22 protein-coding genes, 2 tRNA genes, 1 rRNA gene and 2 pseudogenes are annotated in these 22,782 nt (G+C 56.2%); 18 read left to right on the top strand and 9 right to left on the bottom strand.

All coding sequences use genetic code 11. From position 1 onward, the window contains the following. Positions 1 to 247: 247 nt before the first annotated feature. From rrf to dkgB, 3 genes are all read left to right on the top strand, one after another. A 5S ribosomal RNA gene (gene rrf / locus KVT28_RS07965) occupies positions 248 to 363 on the top strand. Positions 364 to 465: 102 nt separating this feature from the next. After that, a tRNA-Asp gene (locus tag KVT28_RS07960) sits at positions 466 to 542 on the top strand. Between the two features lie 169 nt (positions 543 to 711). After that, positions 712 to 1,515 (top strand): 2,5-didehydrogluconate reductase DkgB, encoded by an 804-nt coding sequence (gene dkgB, locus KVT28_RS07955; protein ID WP_101762556.1) that lies wholly within the window; start codon positions 712 to 714, stop codon positions 1,513 to 1,515. 16 nt (positions 1,516 to 1,531) lie between these two features. Here dkgB and yafC read toward each other — a convergent pair whose 3' ends face one another. Beyond that, positions 1,532 to 2,440: a DNA-binding transcriptional regulator YafC gene (gene yafC, locus KVT28_RS07950; RefSeq protein WP_101762555.1), complete on the bottom strand. Its 909-nt coding sequence runs from the start codon at positions 2,438 to 2,440 to the stop codon at positions 1,532 to 1,534. A 100-nt stretch (positions 2,441 to 2,540) separates the two neighbouring features. Here yafC and KVT28_RS07945 point away from each other — a divergent pair. Both KVT28_RS07945 and KVT28_RS07940 read left to right on the top strand, forming a co-directional pair. Continuing rightward, positions 2,541 to 2,660, top strand: a pseudogene (locus tag KVT28_RS07945) (MFS sugar transporter); the annotation flags it as partial. A gap of 290 nt (positions 2,661 to 2,950) precedes the next feature. Continuing rightward, positions 2,951 to 3,754: an endonuclease/exonuclease/phosphatase family protein gene (locus KVT28_RS07940; protein ID WP_008105211.1), complete on the top strand. Its 804-nt coding sequence runs from the start codon at positions 2,951 to 2,953 to the stop codon at positions 3,752 to 3,754. 150 nt (positions 3,755 to 3,904) lie between these two features. On the opposite strand, the gene mltD is transcribed toward KVT28_RS07940, so the two are convergent. Together mltD and gloB are read right to left on the bottom strand one after the other, a co-directional pair. After that, a complete protein-coding gene (mltD, locus tag KVT28_RS07935; RefSeq protein WP_217547500.1) occupies positions 3,905 to 5,278 on the bottom strand; it encodes a murein transglycosylase D in 1,374 nt (457 codons plus the stop codon). A gap of 71 nt (positions 5,279 to 5,349) precedes the next feature. After that, the gene (gene gloB / locus KVT28_RS07930; protein WP_101762553.1) at positions 5,350 to 6,105 is read right to left on the bottom strand and encodes a hydroxyacylglutathione hydrolase; all 756 of its coding nucleotides are present in this window, start codon (positions 6,103 to 6,105) and stop codon (positions 5,350 to 5,352) included. A gap of 40 nt (positions 6,106 to 6,145) precedes the next feature. Between gloB and KVT28_RS07925 the strand changes: the two genes are divergently transcribed. Beyond that, positions 6,146 to 6,880 (top strand): class I SAM-dependent methyltransferase, encoded by a 735-nt coding sequence (locus KVT28_RS07925; RefSeq protein WP_061723590.1) that lies wholly within the window; start codon positions 6,146 to 6,148, stop codon positions 6,878 to 6,880. Here KVT28_RS07925 and rnhA read toward each other — a convergent pair. Next, positions 6,865 to 7,432: pseudogene (gene rnhA, locus KVT28_RS07920) on the bottom strand (ribonuclease HI). The gene KVT28_RS07925 and the pseudogene rnhA overlap by 16 nt on opposite strands. Between rnhA and dnaQ the strand changes: the two are divergent. Continuing rightward, positions 7,386 to 8,117 (top strand): DNA polymerase III subunit epsilon, encoded by a 732-nt coding sequence (gene dnaQ, locus KVT28_RS07915; protein ID WP_101762551.1) that lies wholly within the window; start codon positions 7,386 to 7,388, stop codon positions 8,115 to 8,117. The pseudogene rnhA and the gene dnaQ overlap by 47 nt on opposite strands. A gap of 134 nt (positions 8,118 to 8,251) precedes the next feature. Further along, positions 8,252 to 8,328 (top strand) — tRNA-Asp (locus KVT28_RS07910). A 129-nt stretch (positions 8,329 to 8,457) separates the two neighbouring features. Here the strand turns inward: KVT28_RS07910 and KVT28_RS07905 are convergent. Further along, the gene (locus KVT28_RS07905) at positions 8,458 to 9,951 is read right to left on the bottom strand and encodes an NCS1 family nucleobase:cation symporter-1 (protein WP_192236769.1); all 1,494 of its coding nucleotides are present in this window, start codon (positions 9,949 to 9,951) and stop codon (positions 8,458 to 8,460) included. 145 nt (positions 9,952 to 10,096) lie between these two features. On the opposite strand from KVT28_RS07905, the gene KVT28_RS07900 reads away from it, so the two are divergent. Genes KVT28_RS07900 through puuE form a run of 3 tightly spaced genes read left to right on the top strand, consistent with a single transcriptional unit; the run spans position 10,097 to position 12,536 of the window. Continuing rightward, positions 10,097 to 10,819 carry a GntR family transcriptional regulator gene (locus KVT28_RS07900; RefSeq protein WP_217547497.1) on the top strand — a complete coding sequence of 241 codons (723 nt, stop codon included), beginning with the start codon at positions 10,097 to 10,099 and terminating at the stop codon, positions 10,817 to 10,819. Continuing rightward, positions 10,816 to 11,547 (top strand): allantoin racemase, encoded by a 732-nt coding sequence (gene hpxA, locus KVT28_RS07895; RefSeq protein ID WP_217547494.1) that lies wholly within the window; start codon positions 10,816 to 10,818, stop codon positions 11,545 to 11,547. Before KVT28_RS07900 ends, hpxA begins: the two co-directional genes overlap by 4 nt. 29 nt (positions 11,548 to 11,576) lie before the next feature. Beyond that, positions 11,577 to 12,536 carry an allantoinase PuuE gene (puuE, locus tag KVT28_RS07890; protein WP_110867822.1) on the top strand — a complete coding sequence of 320 codons (960 nt, stop codon included), beginning with the start codon at positions 11,577 to 11,579 and terminating at the stop codon, positions 12,534 to 12,536. Between the two features lie 187 nt (positions 12,537 to 12,723). Here the strand turns inward: puuE and hpxZ are convergent, their stop codons facing one another. The 4 genes from hpxZ to KVT28_RS07870 are packed head-to-tail and all read right to left on the bottom strand — an operon-like array spanning position 12,724 to position 16,285. Then, the gene (gene hpxZ / locus KVT28_RS07885; RefSeq protein WP_110867821.1) at positions 12,724 to 13,107 is read right to left on the bottom strand and encodes an oxalurate catabolism protein HpxZ; all 384 of its coding nucleotides are present in this window, start codon (positions 13,105 to 13,107) and stop codon (positions 12,724 to 12,726) included. A 2-nt stretch (positions 13,108 to 13,109) separates the two neighbouring features. Beyond that, the gene (locus KVT28_RS07880) at positions 13,110 to 14,504 is read right to left on the bottom strand and encodes an AtzE family amidohydrolase (protein WP_217547492.1); all 1,395 of its coding nucleotides are present in this window, start codon (positions 14,502 to 14,504) and stop codon (positions 13,110 to 13,112) included. After that, entirely contained in the window at positions 14,501 to 14,686 is a 186-nt protein-coding gene (hpxX, locus tag KVT28_RS07875) for an oxalurate catabolism protein HpxX (RefSeq protein ID WP_061723592.1), read from the bottom strand. Before hpxX ends, KVT28_RS07880 begins: the two co-directional genes overlap by 4 nt. Positions 14,687 to 14,698: 12 nt before the next feature. Next, on the bottom strand, positions 14,699 to 16,285 hold the full coding sequence (locus tag KVT28_RS07870) for a gamma-glutamyltransferase family protein (RefSeq protein WP_217547489.1): 1,587 nt from the start codon (positions 16,283 to 16,285) through the stop codon (positions 14,699 to 14,701). A 121-nt stretch (positions 16,286 to 16,406) separates the two neighbouring features. Here KVT28_RS07870 and hpxU point away from each other — a divergent pair, with 121 nt between their 5' ends. The 7 genes from hpxU (at position 16,407) to hpxK (ending at position 22,780) form a co-directional block, all read left to right on the top strand. After that, positions 16,407 to 17,246, top strand: coding sequence for a MurR/RpiR family transcriptional regulator HpxU (gene hpxU / locus KVT28_RS07865; protein WP_217547579.1), 840 nt, complete (start codon positions 16,407 to 16,409; stop codon positions 17,244 to 17,246). A gap of 192 nt (positions 17,247 to 17,438) precedes the next feature. Next, positions 17,439 to 18,224: a transporter substrate-binding domain-containing protein gene (locus KVT28_RS07860; RefSeq protein WP_097094836.1), complete on the top strand. Its 786-nt coding sequence runs from the start codon at positions 17,439 to 17,441 to the stop codon at positions 18,222 to 18,224. A 3-nt stretch (positions 18,225 to 18,227) separates the two neighbouring features. After that, a complete protein-coding gene (locus KVT28_RS07855; protein ID WP_061717544.1) occupies positions 18,228 to 18,893 on the top strand; it encodes an amino acid ABC transporter permease in 666 nt (221 codons plus the stop codon). Then, positions 18,893 to 19,549, top strand: coding sequence for an amino acid ABC transporter permease (locus tag KVT28_RS07850; RefSeq protein ID WP_217547576.1), 657 nt, complete (start codon positions 18,893 to 18,895; stop codon positions 19,547 to 19,549). The genes KVT28_RS07855 and KVT28_RS07850 overlap by 1 nt, the downstream gene beginning before the upstream one ends. Continuing rightward, positions 19,530 to 20,261 (top strand): amino acid ABC transporter ATP-binding protein, encoded by a 732-nt coding sequence (locus KVT28_RS07845; protein WP_101762541.1) that lies wholly within the window; start codon positions 19,530 to 19,532, stop codon positions 20,259 to 20,261. The genes KVT28_RS07850 and KVT28_RS07845 overlap by 20 nt, the downstream gene beginning before the upstream one ends. 21 nt (positions 20,262 to 20,282) lie before the next feature. Continuing rightward, positions 20,283 to 21,518: an alanine--glyoxylate aminotransferase family protein gene (locus KVT28_RS07840; protein ID WP_217547486.1), complete on the top strand. Its 1,236-nt coding sequence runs from the start codon at positions 20,283 to 20,285 to the stop codon at positions 21,516 to 21,518. Then, positions 21,515 to 22,780 (top strand): allantoate amidohydrolase, encoded by a 1,266-nt coding sequence (gene hpxK / locus KVT28_RS07835; RefSeq protein WP_217547483.1) that lies wholly within the window; start codon positions 21,515 to 21,517, stop codon positions 22,778 to 22,780. The genes KVT28_RS07840 and hpxK overlap by 4 nt, the downstream gene beginning before the upstream one ends. Positions 22,781 to 22,782 lie beyond the last annotated feature (2 nt).

Here is a 22,782-nt window from a genome sequence, read left to right as displayed (position 1 = left end):
GTTGAGCTAACCGGTACTAATGACCCGTGAGGCTTAACCTTACAACGCCAGAGGCGTTTTGGTCTGAGAGACCGGATTTTCAGCTTGTTTTACCGGATAAAGAATTAGCGGAAGCGAAGATTTTACGCTGAGGCGAGGCGCCGAGCGAGACGGAGCGAGGGAGCATACTGAAGTATGTGACTGAGTTACGCGAGGGAGAGCAACGCGGCATCAGTGAAAAATATTCGTTTCGTGCAGCACGAATTTGCCTGGCGGCTTTAGCGCGGTGGTCCCACCTGACCCCATGCCGAACTCAGAAGTGAAACGCCGTAGCGCCGATGGTAGTGTGGGGCCTCCCCATGCGAGAGTAGGGAACTGCCAGGCATCAATTTAAGACCCGTTACCGGGTCGTGACCTTCCCTGTGACGCGGGAAGGGCGAAACACCTGAAATCAGAACGATTGTCTGATATCAGTACAGAATCGGTGGAGCGGTAGTTCAGTTGGTTAGAATACCTGCCTGTCACGCAGGGGGTCGCGGGTTCGAGCCCCGTCCGTTCCGCCACTTAATTGATAAGCCCTGACTGAAAAGTCAGGGCTTTTTCATATCTGCAATTTTTCCATTATTGTTGATAAAAAATCAAAATTCTTCTGCTTATAAACGGATTTTTCAGCAATAATAAACCTGCCAAAATAATTCCCATCGAAACATAACACTATACGATGAGGAAATCATGACAATCCCCGCCTTTGGTTTAGGTACTTTCCGCCTGCAAGATGACGTTGTAATCCATTCAGTTAAAACTGCGTTGGAACTTGGCTATCGCACAATTGATACTGCGCAAATCTATGAAAATGAAGCGGCTGTGGGCCAGGCGATCGCTGAGAATGGCGCAGCACGTGGCGACTTGTTTATTACCACTAAAATTTGGATCGACAATCTTTCGGCTGAAAAGTTGATTCCCAGCTTGAAAGAGAGCCTGGCAAAGCTGCGCACCGGTTATATCGATCTCACCTTAATCCACTGGCCTTCTCCCGGATCGGCGGTATCGGTGAAAGAGAGCATGTTGGCATTGATGGCAGCAAAAGAAGCAGGGCTGACGCGGCAGATTGGTATCTCAAACTTCCCAATTGCTTTGATGAAAGAGGCGATTGACGCGGTTGGCGTAGAAAATATAGCGACTAACCAGATTGAGCTGCATCCCTTTTTGCAGAATAGGCAGGTGGTTGATTTTGCTAAAAAGAATGGTCTTCACATCACTTCTTACATGACGTTGGCTTATGGAGAAGCGCTGAAGGATGAGGTAATTAATACCATTGCGCAGAAGCACAAAGCTACTCCGGCACAGGTTGTTTTGGCATGGGCGATGAAGTTAGGTTACGCGGTGATCCCGTCATCAACCAAACGTGAAAACCTGGCGAGCAACATGACAGCGGTTGATCTGCAGCTAGACGATCAAGATATGGCAAATATTGCCGCGCTGGATCGTCATCAGCGCTTAGTGAGTCCAGAAGGTCTGGCGCCAGACTGGGATTAATCACTGCATCCCTTTATCAGCCCTGCACTCGCCAGGGCTGAGCTTTAACCCATTCACTAAGAAAATCGATAAACGCCCTGACGCGTTGGCTAACTCCTAAGTCACTGTAATAGACTGCATTAAAAGGCATCTCAACTGGAATACGCTGTTCAGCAAGCAGTTCAATAAAAGTACCATCACCTATCTCTTTATCTACCATAAAATCTGATAAACACGCGATACCTTGGTCGCCTAGCACTAGCTGTTTGAGCGTTTCGCCGCTGTTAGATGACATTCCTGGCGTGATGTCATAAAGATCGCCACCTTCATCTGCGACAGGCCAGCGATTTAAGCGTGGCGTTTCAACGAAGCCAAGGCATTCATGCTGAGCCAAATCAGCTGTTGATGCAGGGACACCATATTTCGCCAGATAAGCCGGCGTTGCTACTAATTTGCGATAGCTTATAAAGAGCAAACGAGCGCGCAGTGTAGAATCCGTCAAATTGCCAGCGCGAATCGCCACATCGACTTTACGTTCGATGAGGTTAATAAAGCTCTCTGAGGAGATGAGCGATAGTGTGACATTGGGATAGCGCTCACGAAAGGGTTTAATCATCGGTAGCAACAGATGCAGAATCACGGGTGTAGCAGCATCAATACGCAGTACGCCCTGAGGCGCCAGCTGACGCTCAATCAACTCGCTCTCGGCGGTTGACATCTCCTGCATCAACTTTTGCACGCGGCGAAAGTAATGCTCGCCTTCATGAGTGAGCGCTAGCTGACGCGTAGTACGCGTTAAGAGCGCGACACCCAGCTTATTCTCCAGTTTTTTAACCGTACGACTCACCGCTGAATTGGCCATGTGCAACTGCTCTGCAGCGCGACTGAAGCTGCCGCTCTCCACTACAGCGATAAACACCTTAAGCTCATCTGACGATGCCTTCATTATCCCTCCAAAAGCAAAAGTCTGTTCGCACTTTGCATCTTTTTGTCATTAAAGCATGCGGCAACACTAATGCCCATCAAAACCTTAATGGGAGTTAATCATGCCAATTGCACTTTGGGCGCTGACGATCAGTGCCTGTGCGATCGGAACGACAGAATTTGTTATCGTCGTTCTGAGCCCAACCATCGCTGAACAACTCCGTATTACGCTGCCTGCCGCAGTGAGCGTGATTCTGCATTGTTGAACATTATGGATTGGCGCAAACTCCGTGGATCGGTACGGTGTATGTACCTGGCACGCTGCTGCTAGTGCGATTGAGTGGCCAACCCGATAAAACTCAGACTGCGATAGCGATGGAATAACCCGCACGAAAGCCTGCCAGCTGGCAGGCTTTTACATTGGTAAGCTGTGAGGCGAATTCCGACAATCAAGAACACCAATTGAAACCCCGCGCTAAAATCCCTATAACAGTCAGGTGAAGTGCGAGTCGTAAACCAGTTGGGCGGGAAAGTGCGGAAAAAAACTTATTCAATGCGTTATGTAGCAGGTCAGCCAGCAGAACGGATTTTTCCGCCGGGGGCAATGCTGCATCTTGGGCAGGCATTACCGCCTGGCGCACCTTTGCCAGCTGATCCCACACTGCGAGTTTTAGTCTGGAATATCTTCAAGCAACAGCGTGCAGACTGGATGTCTGTGCTCCAGGGTTTTGGCAAAGATGCCCACCTTGTTCTGCTGCAGGAGGCGCAGGCCACGCCTGAACTGGTCAAATTCGCCACCAGTAACTATCTTGCGGCCGATCAGGTGCCAGCCTTTGTCTTACCGCAACATCCTTCCGGCGTCATGACGTTGGCGTCTGCGCACCCTGTGTACTGTTGCCCACTAAGGGAACGTGAGCCGCTGCTGCGTTTGGCCAAATCTGCGCTGGTCACGGCGTATCCATTACCCACGGGCGAAATGCTGATGGTGGTGAATATCCACGCGGTCAATTTCAGTCTCGGTGTCGATGTCTACAGCAAACAGTTGGGGCCGATTGGCGAACAGATTCAACATCATCGCGGGCCGGTGATCATGGCGGGGGATTTTAACGCCTGGAGCCGCCAGCGCATGAATGCGCTGTATCGCTTTGCGCGGGAGATGTCTTTGCGTGAGGTGAACTTCACCGATGACCATCGCCGAAAAGCCTTTGGGCGCCCACTGGATTTCGTCTTCTACCGCGATATGAAGGTCAGTGAAGCTTCGGTACTGGTGACGCGCGCATCAGATCACAATCCGCTGCTGGTTGAGTTCAACTCTCTCTACGGTATCGAGCGTTAAGCTAATACGCTCGAACTCACGCCTCGCAACAGTTAATGTTCAGCTGAAATAATACAGGGAAGGGCGAGTCAGAGCCTGAACAGGCGATATGCAGAATTTAGCAGAAGCAGAAAATGAAAAAGGCTGACAAAAGTCAGCCTTTTCGGGGCATTAGGTATCAGGTGTTGCGCTATTATTCACAAACAGCGTGAGCTTGTCGCCCGGCTGAATGTCTTTAGCGTCACTGTTCCAGCGCATAACGTCTTTGGTGTTCACACCGTGGCGTTTAGCAATACTGGCAAAAGAATCACCCTTACGTACACGGTAGGTGATGCTGTTGCCGTTATCAGCCAATTGCGTGCTCGCTTTGCCGCTCACGGTCAGAGTCTGACCGGTACGAACTGAAGCGCTGCGCAGATTGTTCTGCTGTTTCAGTGCACTGACGCTTACGCCAAGCTTGTTGGCAATGCCAGACAAGGTGTCGCCTTTGCGTACCGTATAGCTGTTTTCTGCCGCACTGACTTTCGCCATCTCGGTAGGCTGCACGGAAGCGATATCACCGGAAGCCAGTGAATCGCGCAACTTAGCAACGTTGGACTTAGGCACCATAATGTAGTGCGGTCCATTTGGCGCAGTGGCACCGTTTTTATAACCGGCATTAAATGTCTTCAACTTGCTGAGAGACATTCCGGCCATATCGGCGGCCTGCGTCAGTTCAATCTGCTGTCCCACCTCTACGCGAGCTAAAGCACGGCTCTCGTTCGGGGTCGGCAGTTTGATACCGTAACGCTTGTTGTTCTTGAGAATCTCACTCAAGGCCAACATTTTAGGTACGTAAACCGTGGTCTCGCGGGGCAGCGATAAACTCCAGAAGTCAGTCGGCTTACCGCGCGCCTTATTCTGTTTCATCGCCTTCAGCACACGTCCTTCACCGCTGTTATAGGCGGCGATGGTCAGTAACCAGTCGCCGTCAAACATACCGTTCAGACGCTGCATCATATCCAGCGCTACTTTGGTCGAGGCCACCACATCGCGGCGTCCGTCGTACCATTGGTTCTGTTTCAAACCATAGTTTTTGCCCGTTTGTGCAACAATCTGCCAGATGCCGGCGGCATTCGCAGAAGATGTTGCGTGTGGGTCAAAAGCGCTCTCCACTATGGGTAGCAGTACCAGTTCCATCGGCATTTTACGTTTCTGTATCTGCTCGACAATCCAGTACATGTACGGCTCTGCCCGTAATGTTACATCGTGGAGATAGCTCTTATTTTTTAAAAATTTTGTTTTTTGTTCGCGGATCCGGCTGTTTTCCGGAATCCCCATCTTCAACTCGTCACTAATGTGATTCCAGAGATCAGTATCTTCTGCGAGGCTTGTTCCATCATCCTGCCATCGCGGCGACAACAATCGATCTCCGTACTTTCCATTTTCACCTTGACCAGCTGAAGACAGACTCTGGGCATGCTGTACGGGGATATTGGCGTCATTCCTTGATGCCTGACATCCTACCAGCAAGACCGAGGCGAGTAAGATCGCTTTAGCCTTCATGTGTGTGTCAATAGTTCGCTTAAAAGACGAGCAACTATACGTGACGGTCCACCACAACACAACCTCAAATATCAAAAGCGGTCTTTCTTCTCGCGTAGATCGGCGAATATTTGCCATAACGCTGATGATGAGACATTAGTGCCTAAAGCCTGTTGTAAATCAGCCTCTTGCGTGCGTAAAAATAAATTTATTTCCCGCTCTAAGGCCAGTTTTGTTGGTAAAGTGATGCGGTTTTCTGCGCGTAAGTCCTTAATTTGCTGATACCTTGCCAAAATTTTAGGGTCATGGGGCAGAATAGCCGCAGCAAACTTCATATTGGATAAAGTGTACTCATGCGCGCAGCAAACGAGAGTATCTTCAGGGAGCTGATTAAGTTTTTGAAATGATTCGAACATTTGCTCTGCAGTGCCTTCAAATAAACGCCCGCAGCCGCCAGAAAACATCGTGTCACCACAGAAAAGATAAGGGGAGCTGAAATATGAGATATGTCCTAAAGTGTGACCGGGTGTTGCGATGACACGGAAATTCAGCCCAAGCAGGGTAAATTCATCACCTTCGGCCACAATACGCTTCGCCCCTTTATCTGCCGTTTCCTCTGGACCGAAAACCGCCAATTCGGGATAGTGCTGCAGCAGCTCATCCACACCGCCGACGTGATCGTGATGATGATGTGTCAGCAAAATCGCCACGGGTTGCCAATGATTGGCCCTGATTTTATCCAGCACCGGCTGTGCTTCGCCGGGATCGACTATCAAACACCTATTGTCATCGTCCGTTAGTGTCCAGATGTAGTTATCCTGCAATGCGGGAATGCTGGTAAGATTCATAAACACCTCTCAGGTCGTAGAAAAAGGAAAATGGTAGAGCATGAAGCCGGCTAAAACACGCCAAATCCTGACCGCACCGCGCTCCTGGCGCGATATGCCAATGGGAGACTATTTTCGCGACGCGCTCACTCAGCAACTGCAGCCTTATCTCGGCAAGCTGTATGGCTTTCATATGCTTAAAATTGGCAGCCTCAGCGCAGAAATCAACACCAGCCAGTGTGCCATATCGCATCAGGTGAATGTGGGCATTGAGGGCGATGAATTACAGGTTATTGCCAATAACACGCAATTACCCTTTGAATCTAAATCCGTAGATGCCTGTTTACTGGCGCATACGTTGGCGTGGAGTCAGGATCCGCACCGCGTACTGCGTGAAGTGGATCGGGTATTGATCGATGATGGCTGGATGATCATCAGCGGCTTCAACCCTTTCAGTTTATTAGGCATTAGCAAAGGCATTCCGGGTCTGCACTCGCGCGCGCCGTGGAGTGGTCGGATGTTCAGCCAGGTACGATTGCTCGACTGGCTGGGCCTGCTGAATTATGAGGTGGTTTACCGCACCCGTTTTCAGGTGGTGCCGTGGCATCGGCAGGGCGGCAGGGTGATCAGCGCGCATTTACCGGCGCTCGGTTGTTTGAACATTGTGGTGGCACGTAAACGTACGTTCCCGCTAACGCCCACCAAAATGAAGAAGAATCTGAGTCAAAGCCAGCTACGGCAAACGGTTAATGTCACGCGCCAGTTTCGTGAAGTGAAGGATCAGGATTCAACCTGATAACCGATATCATCCTGAGTGGGCTTTCCCGCCGCGCTGCGTGCCAGTTCGTCGCAGCGTTCGTTCTCCGGATGCCCCGCGTGGCCTTTTACCCATTCCCACTTAATTTCATGGTTGCTGAGCGCCACATCGAGGCGTTTCCATAGATCGACATTTTTTACCGGTTTTTTATCGGCGGTTTTCCAGCCGCGTTTCTTCCAGTTGTGGATCCAACTGGTGATACCCTGACGAACATATTGGCTGTCGGTGCTGATCACCACCTCACACGGCTGTTTTAACGCTTCGAGCGCCACGATAGCCGCCATCATTTCCATGCGATTGTTGGTGGTGAGGCGATAGCCTGTACTGAACTCTTTTTCATGCGCGCCATATCGTAAAATGGCGCCATAACCGCCGGGACCGGGATTGCCCAGGCAAGATCCATCGGTGAATATTTCTACCTGTTTACGCATCTCTGGTAGACTTCCTTCTGACAAAACGCCAAGTCTGACATAAAACGAGTCCTATGAGCACTGCAAATAACCGCCAGATCGTCCTCGATACTGAAACCACCGGCATGAACATGATCGGTGTGCATTATGAAGGACATCGCATCATTGAAATTGGTGCGGTTGAGGTGATCAACCGTCGCCTGACCGGCAACAACTTCCATATGTATCTGAAGCCCGATCGGCTGGTGGATCCGGAAGCGTTCGGCGTTCACGGTATCGCCGATGAATTCCTCGCTGATAAGCCGATATTTGCGGATATCGCCGACGAATTCCTTGATTACATCCGTGGCGCAGAGCTGGTGATCCATAACGCATCGTTCGATATCGGCTTTATGGATTATGAATTCGGCATGCTGAAGCGGGATATCGGCAAAACCGAAACCTTCTGCCAGATCACCGATAGCCTGGCGATGGCGCGTAAGATGTATCCCGGCAAGCGCAACAGCCTCGATGCATTGTGCAACCGTTATGAAATCGACAACAGCAAGCGTACGCTGCACGGCGCACTGCTCGATGCCGAGATTCTGGCCGAAGTATTCCTGATGATGACCGGCGGTCAAACCTCGCTGGCATTTTCTCTGGACGGCGAGCAGAACAATCAGGGCGGCGCGGAGAACATTCAGCGCATTGTGCGTCCGAGTTCAGGTCTGCGCGTGGTCAGCGCCAGCGATGAAGAGATTGCTGCGCACGAAGGTCGTCTGGATTTGGTGCAGAAGAAGGGTGGTAGCTGCTTGTGGCGCGTGTAAAACGGCTGATTTTGCGTGCAAAATCGACGTTAAGCTGAAAAAAACGTCAAACGAAACATTCCCACAGAAAAAGCGTTGACGGGTGTGAAAGCTGCTATTAATATGCGCCTCGTTCTCGACGGGGAACAAAGCGCGGAGCGGTAGTTCAGTTGGTTAGAATACCTGCCTGTCACGCAGGGGGTCGCGGGTTCGAGCCCCGTCCGTTCCGCCAATCTATTTAAAGAAGCCGATGCAGAAATGCATCGGCTTTTTGCTTTTTCTAAATGGTGTCGTTTCCCTCATCCCCCGCCTTCTCTCGCAAGCGGGCGAAGGATGGAATGAGGGCCAGCGCGCACGCAACTTAATCCTTCTGTACCGCCACCGTCGCGCGATACGCCGCCACCGACTCTTCGCGATCAGCGCGCGCCAGCCAGCGATAGCAGCCCGCACCCAACGCCACGCCGATAAACCAGCTAAAGTTCGCCACCGCATGCAGTGAAGGAATAAAGCTGATCACCAGACAAATGCCCACCGACGGCAGCAGCGCGGCAATTGCTTTCGGGTTGAAGCCGCCGCGATACCAGTAACGGCCTTTCGGCGTGTCATCAAACAGGTCATCCACGTAGACTTTGCTGCGTTTAATCAGATAGAAATCGGCCACCAGGATGCCAAACAGCGGCCCAATAAACGAGCCCAGCACATCCAGCGTGTAGTGAATCAGTTCTGGCGACTGGAACAGGTTCCACGGCGTCAGTAACACTGAACCGACTGCGGCAATCATGCCACCGGTGCGGAAGCTGATTTTCTGCGGTGAGCAGTTCGAGAAGTCGAATGCCGGCGAAACAAAGTTCGCCACGATATTAATGCCGATGGTAGCGATAATCATGGTCAGCAGGCCAATCGCCACCGCCACGTCGTTACCCACCATGCTGACAGTTTCAATCGGATCGGTGATCATTCTGCCGAACAGCGATTGCGTACCGGAGACAATCACCACGGTGACAATCGAGAACAGCAGGAAGTTGAACGGTAAGCCCCAGCGGTTGCCGCGACGAATTTCGCCCATGCTTTTGCCGTAACGCGAGAAGTCACCAAAATTCAGCAGCGGACCGGAGAAGTAGGAGACCACCAGCGCGGTGGCGGTAATCATCTGCCAGGTTTGCTCGCCGGTGCTCAACTGCTTGCTGGCCAGCGTGAAGGAGATACCATCGAAACCGGTTTTGTATACAATCCAGCCCGCCAGCGCCACCATCACCACGTACACCGCCGGACCGGCGACATCAATAAAGCGTTTAATCGCGTTCATGCCGTGCCAGAACACCATCGCCTGCAGTAACCACATCACACCGAAACAACACCAGCCCAGCTGAGATAAGCCGAGCCAGCTGCTTTGCGTCATGCTGCTCAGGGTGGGGAAGAACTTCAGCAGCACCAGCATTAGCGCGTTAGCCGCCAGATAAGTCTGGATGCCGTACCACGCAAAAGCGATCAGCCCGCGAATAATCGCCGGGATGTTAGCGCCAAACACGCCAAACGCCTGACGCGAAATCACTGCGTACGGTACGCCCGCCATCTGGCTCGGTTTGGCCACCAGATTGGCGCACAGCTGCACAATGCAGATGCCCACTAACAAGCACAGCAGCACCTGCCAGCTCGCCAGCCCGAGGGTAAAGAAGCTGGCGGCCACCACGTAGCCGCCCATGCTGTGCACGTCCGACATCCAGAACGAAAAGATGTTGTACCACGACCAGTTCTGGTCGCGCGTCGGCGCCAGATCGTCATTACACAGACGTGGACTGTATTGTGCGTTGGCTTCAGAGGCCACCCGCGAGGTCACTTCAGAATGATTTGGCATGAAACCTGCTCCTCTCAACATCATGGAAAAATAATCACAGCGTGAAACGGTATTGCAGGATCCAGGCCAGAAATGATTTCTTGTATACAAAAAAATAATTTCACGTATACGATGTGCAGCACACAGTCACTTACCGGAGCAGGTAATGAAGAGTGAAACAGGCCAGAAAACGGCTGCCGATCTGAACGATCGCGATGAACCTATCTATCAGGCGCTGCTTACCGCCATCGTTGAGCATCAACTGCCGCCGGGCAGTAAATTGCCGGAAGAAGCCTTATCGGATGTCTTCGGCGTGAGTCGCACCGGCATTCGTAAGGTGCTGCAACGCCTCGCCGCGGTGCAAATGATCACCTTGTCGCCCAGGCGTGGTGCACAGGTGGCGACGCCGGGCGTGGATGAAGCCCGCGACATCTTTGCCACCCGCAGTTTATTAGAGTGCGCCAATCTGCCGGCGGTGCTGAGCCACGTGCAGGCACCGCACTTAGCGGCACTCGGCGTGCTGATTGAAGAAGAGCAGCTGGCACATGACCAGCATGATGGTGCCGCCGCGATTCGTCTCTCCGCCGCCTTTCATATTCAGCTGCAGGCGATCTCCGGTAACGCAGTGCTCACCGATATGGTGACGCGCCTGACGCAGCGTTCGTCGCTGGTGATTGCCGCTTACGGTGCACCGTGGCAGCGCGGCTGCCGATGCGATCATCACGATCGGCTGGTGGATCTGCTGCGGCAAAAAGATCTGCCGGGGTTGACGGCGGCGCTGCAGCATCACTTCGAACATATTGTTGCCAGCCTGCACTTTGAGCGCAGCGGCGAAACCTTGCCTGATTTCACCCGGTTATTTGCCGGTAACAAAGGAGCGGCATCATGAGCCTGATTCAGGTCATCAATCCCAACACCAGCTTAGCGATGACGGAAACCATGGGTACTGCCGCGCGCGCCGTCGCCGCGCCGGGCACCGAGATTCTGGCGGTGTGCCCGACTCACGGCGTCGAGTCGATTGAAGGTCATTTTGATGAAGCCATCGCGGCGATTGGTGTGCTGGAGCAGGTTAAACGCGGCAAAGAGCAGGGCGTGAGTGGCCATATCATTGCCTGCTTCGGCGATCCTGGATTGCTGGCGGCGCGTGAACTGGCGAGCGGCCCGGTAATTGGCATTGCGGAAGCGGCCATGCACACCGCCACGCTGGTAGCGACGCGCTTTTCGATTGTCACCACCTTGCCGCGCACGCTGGTGATTGCGCGCCATCTGCTGCAGCAATATGGCTTCACACACCATTGTGCCGCGCTGCACGCCATCGATCTGCCGGTGCTGGCGCTCGAAGACGGCAGCGGCGTGGCGCAGGAGAAAGTGCGTCAGCGCTGCATGCAGGCCAAACGCGAAGATGGCAGCGGCGCGATTGTGCTGGGCTGTGGCGGTATGGCTACGCTGGCGCAGGATCTCACCAAAGAACTGGGCATGCCGGTAATCGACGGGGTCGGCGCTGCGGTAAAAATGGTGGAGTCGCTGGTGGCGCTAGGCTTTGGTACCAGCAAGCATGGCGATCTCGATTATCCACTCGAAAAACCGCTCAGCGGAGCCTTTCAGCACCTAAACTAACCACTGGTTGAGCGACAGGAACTTACAGAATGAATGATGTATCTGGCAAGAAAGAGTACAGCTTCAACAAAAACTATCCCCGCGATCTGATCGGCTATGCTGGCAACCCGCCGCATGCGCAGTGGCCGGGCAAAGCGCGCGTCGCGGTGCAGTTTGTCCTTAATTACGAAGAGGGCGCCGAGAACAACGTGTTGCATGGCGACGCCGGTTCCGAGCAGTTTCTTTCCGATATCATTGGCGCGGCCAGCTACGCCGATCGCCATATGTCGATGGATTCGCTGTATGAATACGGCTCACGCGCCGGTTTCTGGCGCATCCACAATGAGTTTCAAAAGCGCGGTTTGCCGCTGACGGTGTTTGGCGTGGCGATGGCGCTGGCGCGTCATCCGGACATCGTTGAGGCGATCAAAGCGGCGGATTACGACGTGGTGAGCCACGGCTGGCGCTGGATTCACTACCAGGCGATGGATGCCAAGACCGAGCGCCAGCACATGCAGCAGGCGGTGGACGTGTTAACCGACCTGTTTGGCAAAGCGCCAACCGGCTGGTACACCGGCCGCGACAGCCCAAACACCCGACGCCTGGTGGTCGAGCAGGGCGGCTTTAGCTATGACAGCGACTATTACGGCGACGATTTACCGTTCTGGACGCAGGTCACCTGTCAGGACGGCACGGTTAAACCGCATCTGGTCATCCCTTACACGCTGGAGTGCAACGATATGCGCTTCGCCTCGCCGCAGGGCTTCAACACGGCGGAGCAGTTCTTTACCTATTTGCGCGACACCTTTGATGTGCTGTACGAAGAGGGCGAAACGGCACCGAAGATGATGTCGATTGGCATGCACTGTCGTTTACTGGGACGTCCGGGGAAATTCCGTGGCTTGCAGCGCTTCCTCGATCATATTCAGCAGCATGAGGATGTGTGGGTGTGTACGCGGCAGCAAATCGCCGATCACTGGATCGCGACGCATCCGGCACCGAGCGCTTAGCCCCTCATCCCAACCTTCTCCCGCCAGCGGGAGAAGGCGCCGATCCCGCCCCGGTTCAACAAATCACTCCACCTAATTATTCCCTCGCCCGCGTGCGGTAGCCCAATCATTCCCACTCCCGCATGCGCTAGCCCAATGATTCCCTCTCTCGCGTGCGGGAGAGGGTTAGGGTGAGGGGAAAAACAACTCAACTCATCAAACTCACCTGCGCCGCGACAATCCGCCAGCCGCACGGTAATCGCACCCACGTCTGCTGCTGGCGTCCGATCTTCTCTACGCCTTCACGCGTAAACTCCGTACTGCACACCGCATAGTCATCGCCAAAAGTGGTGATCACCGTATTACGTAACTCGCGTTCCAACCCCTTTGACGGCCGCGCCGCGCGAAAAGCGCGGATCTCATCAATGCCATACAAATTCTCACCCGCGCCCAAACGCACGGTGCGTTTGTCGTGCCAGAACAGCTCATCCAACACCTCCACATCATTGCTGATCAGCGCTTGCTCATAGCGGTAAAAGGCGGCGGTGACTTCGGCGAGAATTGCCGGGCGATCGATATGTTCAGGTGTCATTTTCAGGCGTCCATTAAGGTGGTTTGTGGCAGCGTCAGCCCTTGCTGTTGCAGCGCCCAGGCGGCGCGCAGTGCCAGATGTTCTTTAAACGGCGCAGCGATCAGCTGCAAGCCTATCGGCAAGCCGCTGGCGGTTTGCAGCGGCACGGTACATACCGGTAAGCCGAGGAACGAAATCGGCTGGGTTAGCATGCCCATGCTGGCGCGCGTCGGCAAATGCTGGCCGTTGATATGAATGGTTTCCTGGCCGATGGTGGTGGCGGTGCAGGGCGTGGCGGGCGCAATCAGCACGTCAAACTGCTCAAACAGCGGCAGCACCTGCTGCTGGAAGTGGCGGCGGAAACGCTGGGCCTGCACGTACCATGCCGAAGGCAGCATCGCGCCGGCCAGCAGGCGCTCACGCGAGTTGGGCTCGAACTGCTCCGGTTGCGTGCGCAGCATCGGCAGGTAGTGATTGCCGCCTTCTGCGGCGGTCATGATAAAGGCCGCCGAGCGTGCGATCTCCGCATTCGGCAAGGTCACTTCGTCGATTGCCTGCAGCGCTTTAGCTGCCACCGCCACGGCGGCACGCGCTTCATCGCTGCACCAGGTTGAGAAGAACCCGCCGAGTACCGCGCTGCGCACGCCTTCTGCGCCCTTGCTGAGCCCTGCGCTAGCTGGCGAGACGGGTTGCGCGGCCTGGAAGGCATCGCTGGCATCGGCACCTTGCAAGGTGTCGTACACCAGGCTCAAATCTTCAACCGAACGGGCAAACGGGCCGATGTGATCGAGGCTGGCGACAAAGGGATGGCTGCCGCTGCGCGACAGGCGGCCAAAGGTCGGCTTCAGGCCAAAGATGCCGCACAGTGAAGCGGGCACGCGGATCGAGCCGTTAGTGTCGGTACCGAGCGTGAAGTGCACCAAACCTGCCGCGACCGCCGCCGCTGAACCGCCGGACGATCCGCCCGCCACGCGGGTTAAATCACGCGGATTGCGCGTCGCGCCGTAATGGGTGTTTTCCGTGGTAAAACCATAAGCATAGGCATCCATATTCAGCATGCCGGAGAGCAGCGCGCCAGACTGACGCAGTTTGCTCACCGCCCACGCATCCTCGCGCGCCGCCGCGCGTTCGCTGAACAGGCTGGCACCGGCTAAGGTGCTGTGTCCGGCGACATCAAACAGGTTTTTCACCGCGTAAGGAATGCCCGCTAACGGCGGCAAAGCTTCACCGCGCTGGCGCTGCAGATCGATCTGATCGGCTTCGCGCAGCATGCGCTGACCGGTGACTTCGGTCCAGGCGTTGATCGCCTTATGCTGTTCAATCGCCGCCAGCGTGTTTTGCGCGATATCGCGGGCGCTGATCTCGCCCTGACTCAGCGCCTGCTGCAGGGCATTAATCGATAATGACGAAAGTTTCATGGATGAAACACTCCCGCCACTTCCAGGCGATCGTCGAGCGGCAGCGCCATCAGCGGCTCGGCCATGGCGGCGATGCGGTTGAACTGCGTCAGCAGCTCGGCGCGGCGCGCATCATCCAGCTCCAGCGCCAGAATCTGCTCCATTTGGGCGATATAGGTGGCCCAGTCCGGTTGTGAACTCATCAATAATCTCCGTTAGAAACCGGCGGCGCTGCCGTTGCTGCGCGGATCGAACGCGCCTTCCAGCATGCCGTTGTTGTGTCTGACGATCGCGCCCGCATGGCCGACCACTTCACTGAAATCGGGTAGCAGTTCAACCTCATGGCCGAGCGCACGCAGCTGCTGCACCGTTTCCGGCGCGATGCGCGCTTCGAGCTTGAGCGAATCGGATGATTGTCCCCACGTACGACCCAGCAGCCAGCGCGGCGCGCTCACCGCCTGCTGTAGCGGATGTCCCTGAATCACGTGACGGGTGAAAATCGCCGCCTGGGTTTGCGGTTGGCCGTCGCCGCCCATCGAACCGTACACCATGGTGCGGCCATCTTTGAGACGCGCGGCAGCGGGATTGAGGGTGTGGAACGGCTGTTTGCCCGGCTGCAGCGCCAGCAGATGATCGGGTTGCAGGCTGAAGGCGGCACCCCGGTTTTGCCAGGTGATGCCGGTGCCGGGCAGCACCACGCCGCTGCCGAATTCGTGATAGACGCTCTGGATAAACGAAACCGCTAATCCGCTGCTGTCCATCACGCCCATCCACACGGTATCGCCCGGCCCGCGCCCGGTGCCCCACGCAGCGGCTTGTTGATCGTCCACCTGCGCCGCCAGCGTGCTGAGGTGTTCCTCATCAAGCAGACGCTGCACATCAATGTCGATGTGGCGCGGATCGGTGATGTGCTTGTCGCGCAGCGCAAAGGCTTTTTTAGTGGCTTCAACGATGCGGTGCACGGTTTGCGCTTCATCTGCGTCAGCCATATTCAGCCGATCGGTAATGCCGAGGATCGCCAGCGACACCAAACCCTGCGTCGGCGGCGTCATGTTCCAGATATCGCCTTCACTGTGTGCCAGATGCAGCGGCGTGCAGCGGCGGGCTTGGTGCGTTTGCAAATCTTCGAGCGTGATTGGCATTCCCAGCGCAGTCATTTCGCGCGCCAGATGGTGCGCCAGTTCACCGCGATAGAAACTTTCCAGCCCGTGATCGCACAGCATGCTCAGCGTATTCGCCAGCGCCGGCTGGGTGAAGCGACTGCCGGCAAGCGGTACGCTGCCGTCCGGTAAAAAGGTGGCGGCAAAACCAGGTTGATGCTGCAACTCGTGCTGTTTGGCGGCGGTGGCGGCGGCTTGCGAGGCGGTGACCGGAATGCCGTCGGCGGCATAGCGAATTGCATCGCGCAGCAGACGGGTTAACGGCAGCGGCGTCGCGCCAAGTTCCTGCGCCAGCGTCAACGCTTCCTGCCAGCCGCTGACGGTACCCGCCACGGTTAAGGCGGCTTTCGGTCCGCGATGCGGAATCTGCGTTTCACCATGGTAGAAATCAAGATGTGCCAGCGAACCGGCTGCGCCGCTGGCGTCAATGGCGATGGGATCGCCGTTTGGCGGCACCACCAGCCAGAAGCCGTCGCCGCCCAAACCGTTCATGTGCGGGTAAACCACGGCGATGGTGGCTGCGGCCGCCACCATCGCTTCCAGCGCATTGCCGCCTTCGCGCAGTACGGCTAAGGCGCTTTCGCTGGCGAGATGGTGCGGCGTAACGGCCATGCCTAACGGCGCCATGTTGCTCTGTATCATAAAGAACTCTTTTTCTGGGTACGTGGTTAATGGGAAGCAAGAGCTGTTCCAGTTTTGAACGGACATCAATCTGGATCGATTTATGCTAGCTTGTGATGAAACGAAAGTTACAGGACCGATGATGAAACAACTTGATGAACGCCTTCGTAGTCACTATCCGCAACTGTCGCCGCAGGAGCAGCGCATTGCCGACTTCGTGTTTGACCACTTTGATGACCTGATCAGCTACAACAGCGCCGAGCTGGCGCGGCTGAGCGGTGTGTCGAAGGCCACGGTCAGCCGTTTATTCAAGCGTCTCGGTTACGAGAAATATAAGGACATGCGCGACGAGCTGCGCATCCTGCGCCAGAGCGGCATGCCGCTCACCGACAACCGCGATGCGGTGCAGGGCAACACCTTGTTGTCACGTCACTATAAGCAGGAGATGGCCAACCTGACGCAGTGGGTCAACAGCATCGATCCGCAGCAGTTTGGCGAGGTGATTAGCGCGCTGGGCGCGGCAAAACGGGTATTTATCATCGGCATGCGTAACGCCTATCCGGTGGCGCTGCACCTGCGTCAGCAGCTGATGCAGGCGCGTCCGCAGGTGCATGTGCTGCCGCAGCCGGGCCAGACGTTGGGCGAAGAGCTGGTGGATATCACGCCCGACGATATCGTGGTGGTGATGGCGTTTCGCCGCCGTCCACGCATCATTCGCCCGCTGATGCAGCAGCTGCAGCGGAGCAACATTCCGGTGCTGGCGCTGTGTGAGCCGCAGGCGCAGGGGATTATTACGCTGGCGCGCTGGCAGCTTTGTGCGCCGCTCGACAGCGTTTCCGCTTTTGATAGCTACGCCTCCGCCATGAGCCTGATTAACCTGTTGGCAAATGCGTTACTGCACGAAATGTTGTCGCAGGGCCGTCAGCGTATCCATCAAATTGCCGATCTTTATCAGCATCTTGACGAGCTGGAACACCGTTAACGGGCGCCATTGTGGTGCATTGCACTGTTTTTGATCGTTAATTCCAACGGGCGCGATGCCCGTTTTTGTTGCCTTCAACGCGGTAAAACCCCGTTTTTTCTCCTTTCTTCTCCCGGCACTGCGGTTGGCACATTAGTTGCAGAATGATTCATCAAGAATCTTTTGTTTCACGTAAACTCACCGGGGTGCATAATGAAAAAAGTATTATTAGCGGTAGCGGGCGCGGCATTGCTGATGGCGCAGGTCGGGAGTGCGATGGCCGATCAGCTGCAGGATATCCAAAAGCGCGGCGTGATCCGCGTGGCGGTTCCGCAAGACTTCCCGCCGTTCGGTTCCGTGGGTACTGACCTGCAGCCGCAGGGCTACGATATCGACATGGCGAAGTATCTCGCCAAACAGATGAAACTGAAGTTGCAGCTGGTGCCCGTTTCCAGTGCCAACCGCGTGCCGTATCTGCAGACCGATAAAGTCGATCTGGTGATCTCCAGCATGGGTAAAAACGCCGAGCGTGAAAAAGTGATCGATTTCACCCGCGCTTACGCGCCGTTCTTCCTCGGCGTATTTGGTCCGAAAGGCGAAACGCTGAAAGATGCGGCAGCGCTGAGCGGCAAATCGATCGGCGTCACGCGCGGTGCAGTGGAAGATATGGTGTTAAGCGATATCGCCCCGAAAGAGGCGCAGGTGAAGCGTTATGAAGATAACAACACCACGCTGTCGGCCTACCTTTCCGGACAAGTGCAGTACGTTGCGACGGGCAACCTGGTGGTAGCGGCGATTGCGCGCCAGAACGCCGAAAAAGCGCCGGTTGCCCAGTTTATGCTGAAAGATTCACCGTGCTACATCGGTCTGAAAAAAGATGAGCCGGCGCTGAAAGAGAAAGTGAATGCGCTGATTGAGCAGGGCATCAAAGACGGCACGCTGAACAAGCTGTCGGAAGAGTGGCTGAAAGCGCCGCTGCCAGCGAACCTCGGCGCATAAAGTATGGCGCAACTTAACTTCGCCGATCTCTGGCCGCACTGGCCAGAGTTGCTGGCCGGACTGTGGGTCACGATTCAGATCACCGTGCTCGCCACCGTGGGCGGTGTCAGCCTCGGTATTCTCGGCGCGGCGCTGCGCAGCGGCAAACCGAGCTGGGCGAGCCGCATCTGGGGCCTGTACGTCGAGCTGATTCGTAATACGCCGTTTGTGGTGCAGCTGTTTTTCATCGTCTTTGGTTTGCCCAATCTGGGTCTGAAACTCACGGCGGGTGAAGCCGCGCTGCTGGCGATGTTGATTAACCTTGGCGCGTACAGCACCGAAATTATTCGCGCCGGGATTCAGGTGACGCCGCGCGGCCAGTGGGAAGCGGGGCGCGTGCTGGGATTGACCCGCACGCAAACCTTTATTCGCGTGGTGTTGCCGCCGTCGCTGCAGCGTATTTATCCGGCGCTGGTCAGCCAATGCATCATTGTGATGCTCGGCTCGTCGGTGGTGTCGCAGGTGTCGTACGAAGAGTTGACCTTCGCCGCCAACCTGATTCAGTCGCGCACCTTTTTGAGTTTTGAAGTCTATTTCGTGACCACGCTGATCTATCTGGCGTTGTCGATTGCCATGCGCCAACTGCTGCTGGCGCTGGGACGTAAATGGTTGGGAGCGCAGCCGGCATGATGACGCAATTTACCGACTGGGACATCCTGCGCAACCTGCTGCTGGCAGCGCGCTGGACAATTTTACTTTCGCTGGTGGCGTTTTTTGGCGGCACGCTGGTGACCTTGCCGCTGCTGTTTATGCGCCTGCTGAAACGTAAATGGCCGATGCGCCTGATGCGCGCCTACACCGAGCTGTTTCAGGGCACGCCGCTGCTGATGCAGCTGTTCCTCGCCTTCTTCGGCGTCGGCTTGTTCGGCATCGATGTCGCGCCCTGGACCGCCGCCTCGCTGGCCTTAACGCTCTACACCAGCGCATTTCTGGTGGATATCTGGTACGGCAGCATTCGCGCCCTGCCAAAAGGGCAGTGGGAAGCGTCGCGCTGTCTCGGCCTGACCTTTGGTCAAACGCTGTTTCGCGTGGTCGCGCCGCAGGCGATTCGCATTGCCATCGCGCCTACGGTTGGGTTTGCCGTGCAGGTGATTAAAGGCACCGCGCTGGCCTCGATTATCGGTTTCGTCGAGCTGACCAAAGCCGGCACCATTTTGAATAACGTGACGTATGAGCCGTTCAAGGTGTTTGGCCTGGTGGCGCTCGGTTACTTCCTGATGTGTTATCCGCTGTCGCGTTACAGCCAGTACCTGGAGAAAAAATTCAATGCCGCTCATCACCATTAATCAGGTACAGAAGTACTACGGCGATAACCACGTCTTGAAAGGTGTCGATCTCGATGTCGATCACGGCGAAGTGATCTCGATTATCGGCCGCAGCGGATCGGGTAAAAGTACCCTGCTGCGCTGCATGAACGGGCTGGAAGGTTATCAGGAAGGCAGCATCAAACTCGGCGGTATGACAATTACCGACCGCGAATCGCAGGCGCGTGAAATTAGCCGTTCGGTCGGCATGGTGTTCCAGAACTTCAATCTGTTCCCGCACATGACGGCGCTGGAAAACGTGATGCTGGCGCCGCGCCGTGTGCTGAAGAAAAGTGAAGCCGAATGCCGTGCGCTGGCAACGCAGATGCTGGAGAAAGTCGGCCTCGGTGAGCGCATCAATTACTATCCGGCCAATTTGTCGGGCGGTCAGCAGCAGCGCGTGGCGATTGCCCGTGCGCTGGCGATGCAGCCCAAAGTTTTACTCTGTGATGAGATCACCTCCGCGCTCGATCCCGAGCTGGTGGGCGAAGTGCTGAAAGTGCTGGAGCAGCTGGCCGCCGAAGGCATGACGTTGATTCTTGTCACCCATGAAATGAACTTCGCCCGCGACGTGGGCGATCGCGTGGTCTTTATGCATCAGGGGCGCGTCTGGGAGCAGGGCGACAGCAAAACGCTGTTCGCCAATCCGCAAACCGCGGAGCTGAAGCAGTTTATCTCTACCGTGCGCCTCTAAGCTTTCTTTAAGGAATACAACATGGATATCAGCCAATTTTCGCAAATCAATCCGCCACAGCGTCTGTTGATGGGACCGGGCCCGATCAATGCCGATCCGCGCGTGCTGCGCGCCATGTCGAGCCAGCTGATCGGCCAGTACGATCCGGCGATGACGCACTACATGAACGAAGTGATGGCGCTGTACCGTGGCGTATTCCGCACTGAAAACCGCTGGACGATGCTGATCGACGGCACGTCACGCGCCGGTATCGAAGCGATTCTGCTGTCGGCGATCCGTCCGGGCGACAAAGTGCTGGTGCCGGTGTTTGGCCGTTTCGGTCATCTGCTGTGTGAAATTGCCCGCCGCTGCCGCGCGGAAGTGCACACCATTGAAGTGCCGTGGGGCGAAGTGTTTACGCCGGATCAGATCGAAGACGCGATCAAAAAAGTGCAGCCGCGCCTGCTGCTGACGGTGCAGGGCGATACGTCCACCACCATGCTGCAGCCGCTGGAAGCGTTGGGCGCGATTTGCCAGAAGTATGGCGTGCTGTTCTACACCGATGCCACCGCGTCGCTCGGCGGTAACGCGCTGGAAACCGATGCGTGGGGCCTGGATGCGGTCTCCGCCGGGATGCAGAAGTGCCTCGGCGGTCCATCCGGTACGTCGCCAATCACGCTGAGCCCGCAGATGGAAGCGGTGATCCGCAAGCGCAAGTGCGTGGAAGAGGGCATCCGCACCGCCGATCATCAGGATGGCGACGACGAGATGATCTACTCCAACTATTTCGATCTCGGCATGATCATGGATTACTGGGGCCCGGAGCGCCTCAATCACCACACCGAAGCCACCACCGCGCTGTTTGGCGCGCGTGAATGTGCGCGTCTGATATTGGAAGAGGGATTAGATAACGGCATCGCGCGCCACAAGCTGCACGGCGATGCGCTGCTGAAAGGCATTCAGGGCATGGGCCTCGAAACCTTTGGCGATTTAAAAAACAAAATGAATAACGTGCTCGGCGTGGTGATCCCGCAGGGCGTGAATGGCGATCAGGTGCGCAAGCTGGTGCTGGAAGATTTCGGTATCGAAATCGGCACTTCGTTTGGTCCACTACATGGCAAAGTGTGGCGCATCGGCACCATGGGCTACAACGCGCGTAAAGATTGCGTGATGCAAACCCTGAGCGCGCTGGAAGCGGTGCTGAATCATGTTGGCTTCCGCACCACGCAAGGCGCGGGGATGCAGGAGGCGTGGGATCTTTACGGGAGCCGCGCATGAATAAAAGCCTGATGACCGCCAGCGAGGCGCAGATCGCCGCCGCTCGCGTCATGGCGCGCTGTGATGCGCTGGCTGAGATCAGCGAAAGCGAAGATGGCCTGACGCGCGTTTATCTGTCGCCGGAGCAGCTGCGTGCCAACGCGCGCGTTGGCGAATGGATGCAGGCTGCGGGCATGACGACGTGGCAGGACGCGGTGGGCAACATTTGCGGTCGCTACGAAGCGGCGCAGGCGGGCGCGCAGGCGCTGCTGCTCGGTTCGCACCTGGATACGGTGCGCAATGCCGGTCGCTACGACGGCATGCTCGGCGTGTTAAGCGCCATTGAAACCGTGCAGTGGCTGCACGATCGGCAGCAGCGTTTGCCGCTGGCGATTGAGATTGTCGGCTTCGGCGACGAAGAGGGCACGCGCTTCGGCATTACGCTGCTCGGCAGCCGTGGCATAACCGGCAGCTGGCCGGAAAGCTGGGTGACGCACCCGGATGGCAACGGCATCACCGTGGCGGAAGCGATGCAGGATGTCGGTTTCGATGCGGCGAAGATTCACGACGCGGCGCGTCAGGTCAATGACATCGCCGCCTATCTGGAACTGCATATCGAGCAAGGTCCGTGTCTTGAGCAGGAAGATTTGGCGCTTGGCGTGGTCACGGCGATCAACGGCGCGCGTCGTCTGAACTGCAGCTTTATCGGTGAAGCGGGTCACGCGGGCACTGTGCCGATGACGCATCGCAAAGATGCGCTGGCCGCTGCCGCTGAATGGATGGTGTTTATTGAGCACACCACGCAAGAGCACGATCCGCAGCTGGTGGCGACCGTCGGCACGCTGAGCTGCTTGCCGGGCGCGGTCAACGTGATTCCGGGTGAAGTGCAGCTGTCGCTTGACGTGCGCGGTCCGCAGGATGAGCCGCTGGAGCGTTTACTCTCCACGCTGCTGACGCAGGCGCAGGCGATTGCGCTGCGTCGCGGCTTAACCTTCAGCGCCAACGAGTATTACCACATTGCCGCTACCGCCTGTGATGCGCGGTTGCAGCAGGCGCTGAGCCACGCGGTAGAAACCGTGCAAGGGCGCAGCCTGTCGCTGCCGAGCGGCGCCGGACACGATGCAATTGCTATCGCCGAGCGCTGGCCGGTGGGCATGCTGTTTGTGCGCAACCATCGCGGCATCAGCCATCATCCGGCGGAATCGGTACACACCGCTGATGTGGCGCTGGGCGTGCAGGCGTATCTGCAAGCGGTTTGCGATATTGCGCGCGCTAAGGAATAAAG

The sequence above is a fragment of the Pantoea sp. GbtcB22 genome (genome assembly GCF_019091025.1).
Taxonomy (GTDB): domain Bacteria; phylum Pseudomonadota; class Gammaproteobacteria; order Enterobacterales; family Enterobacteriaceae; genus Pantoea; species Pantoea leporis.
Note: the sequence above shows the minus strand (reverse complement) of the source record. Positions and strands in the feature narration are given on the sequence as shown.

What these genes read in the sequence shown, in the direction of transcription:
- dkgB (WP_101762556.1), top strand. Translation starts at nt 712, where the DNA reads ATGACAATCCCCGCCTTTGGTTTAGGTACTTTCCGCCTGCAAGATGAC.
- yafC (WP_101762555.1), bottom strand. Translation starts at nt 2,440, where the DNA reads ATGAAGGCATCGTCAGATGAGCTTAAGGTGTTTATCGCTGTAGTGGAG.
- mltD (WP_217547500.1), bottom strand. Translation starts at nt 5,278, where the DNA reads ATGAAGGCTAAAGCGATCTTACTCGCCTCGGTCTTGCTGGTAGGATGT.
- gloB (WP_101762553.1), bottom strand. Translation starts at nt 6,105, where the DNA reads ATGAATCTTACCAGCATTCCCGCATTGCAGGATAACTACATCTGGACA.
- KVT28_RS07925 (WP_061723590.1), top strand. Translation starts at nt 6,146, where the DNA reads ATGAAGCCGGCTAAAACACGCCAAATCCTGACCGCACCGCGCTCCTGG.
- dnaQ (WP_101762551.1), top strand. Translation starts at nt 7,386, where the DNA reads ATGAGCACTGCAAATAACCGCCAGATCGTCCTCGATACTGAAACCACC.
- KVT28_RS07905 (WP_192236769.1), bottom strand. Translation starts at nt 9,951, where the DNA reads ATGCCAAATCATTCTGAAGTGACCTCGCGGGTGGCCTCTGAAGCCAAC.
- KVT28_RS07900 (WP_217547497.1), top strand. Translation starts at nt 10,097, where the DNA reads ATGAAGAGTGAAACAGGCCAGAAAACGGCTGCCGATCTGAACGATCGC.
- hpxA (WP_217547494.1), top strand. Translation starts at nt 10,816, where the DNA reads ATGAGCCTGATTCAGGTCATCAATCCCAACACCAGCTTAGCGATGACG.
- puuE (WP_110867822.1), top strand. Translation starts at nt 11,577, where the DNA reads ATGAATGATGTATCTGGCAAGAAAGAGTACAGCTTCAACAAAAACTAT.
- hpxZ (WP_110867821.1), bottom strand. Translation starts at nt 13,107, where the DNA reads ATGACACCTGAACATATCGATCGCCCGGCAATTCTCGCCGAAGTCACC.
- KVT28_RS07880 (WP_217547492.1), bottom strand. Translation starts at nt 14,504, where the DNA reads ATGAAACTTTCGTCATTATCGATTAATGCCCTGCAGCAGGCGCTGAGT.
- hpxX (WP_061723592.1), bottom strand. Translation starts at nt 14,686, where the DNA reads ATGAGTTCACAACCGGACTGGGCCACCTATATCGCCCAAATGGAGCAG.
- KVT28_RS07870 (WP_217547489.1), bottom strand. Translation starts at nt 16,285, where the DNA reads ATGATACAGAGCAACATGGCGCCGTTAGGCATGGCCGTTACGCCGCAC.
- hpxU (WP_217547579.1), top strand. Translation starts at nt 16,407, where the DNA reads ATGAAACAACTTGATGAACGCCTTCGTAGTCACTATCCGCAACTGTCG.
- KVT28_RS07860 (WP_097094836.1), top strand. Translation starts at nt 17,439, where the DNA reads ATGAAAAAAGTATTATTAGCGGTAGCGGGCGCGGCATTGCTGATGGCG.
- KVT28_RS07855 (WP_061717544.1), top strand. Translation starts at nt 18,228, where the DNA reads ATGGCGCAACTTAACTTCGCCGATCTCTGGCCGCACTGGCCAGAGTTG.
- KVT28_RS07850 (WP_217547576.1), top strand. Translation starts at nt 18,893, where the DNA reads ATGACGCAATTTACCGACTGGGACATCCTGCGCAACCTGCTGCTGGCA.
- KVT28_RS07845 (WP_101762541.1), top strand. Translation starts at nt 19,530, where the DNA reads ATGCCGCTCATCACCATTAATCAGGTACAGAAGTACTACGGCGATAAC.
- KVT28_RS07840 (WP_217547486.1), top strand. Translation starts at nt 20,283, where the DNA reads ATGGATATCAGCCAATTTTCGCAAATCAATCCGCCACAGCGTCTGTTG.
- hpxK (WP_217547483.1), top strand. Translation starts at nt 21,515, where the DNA reads ATGAATAAAAGCCTGATGACCGCCAGCGAGGCGCAGATCGCCGCCGCT.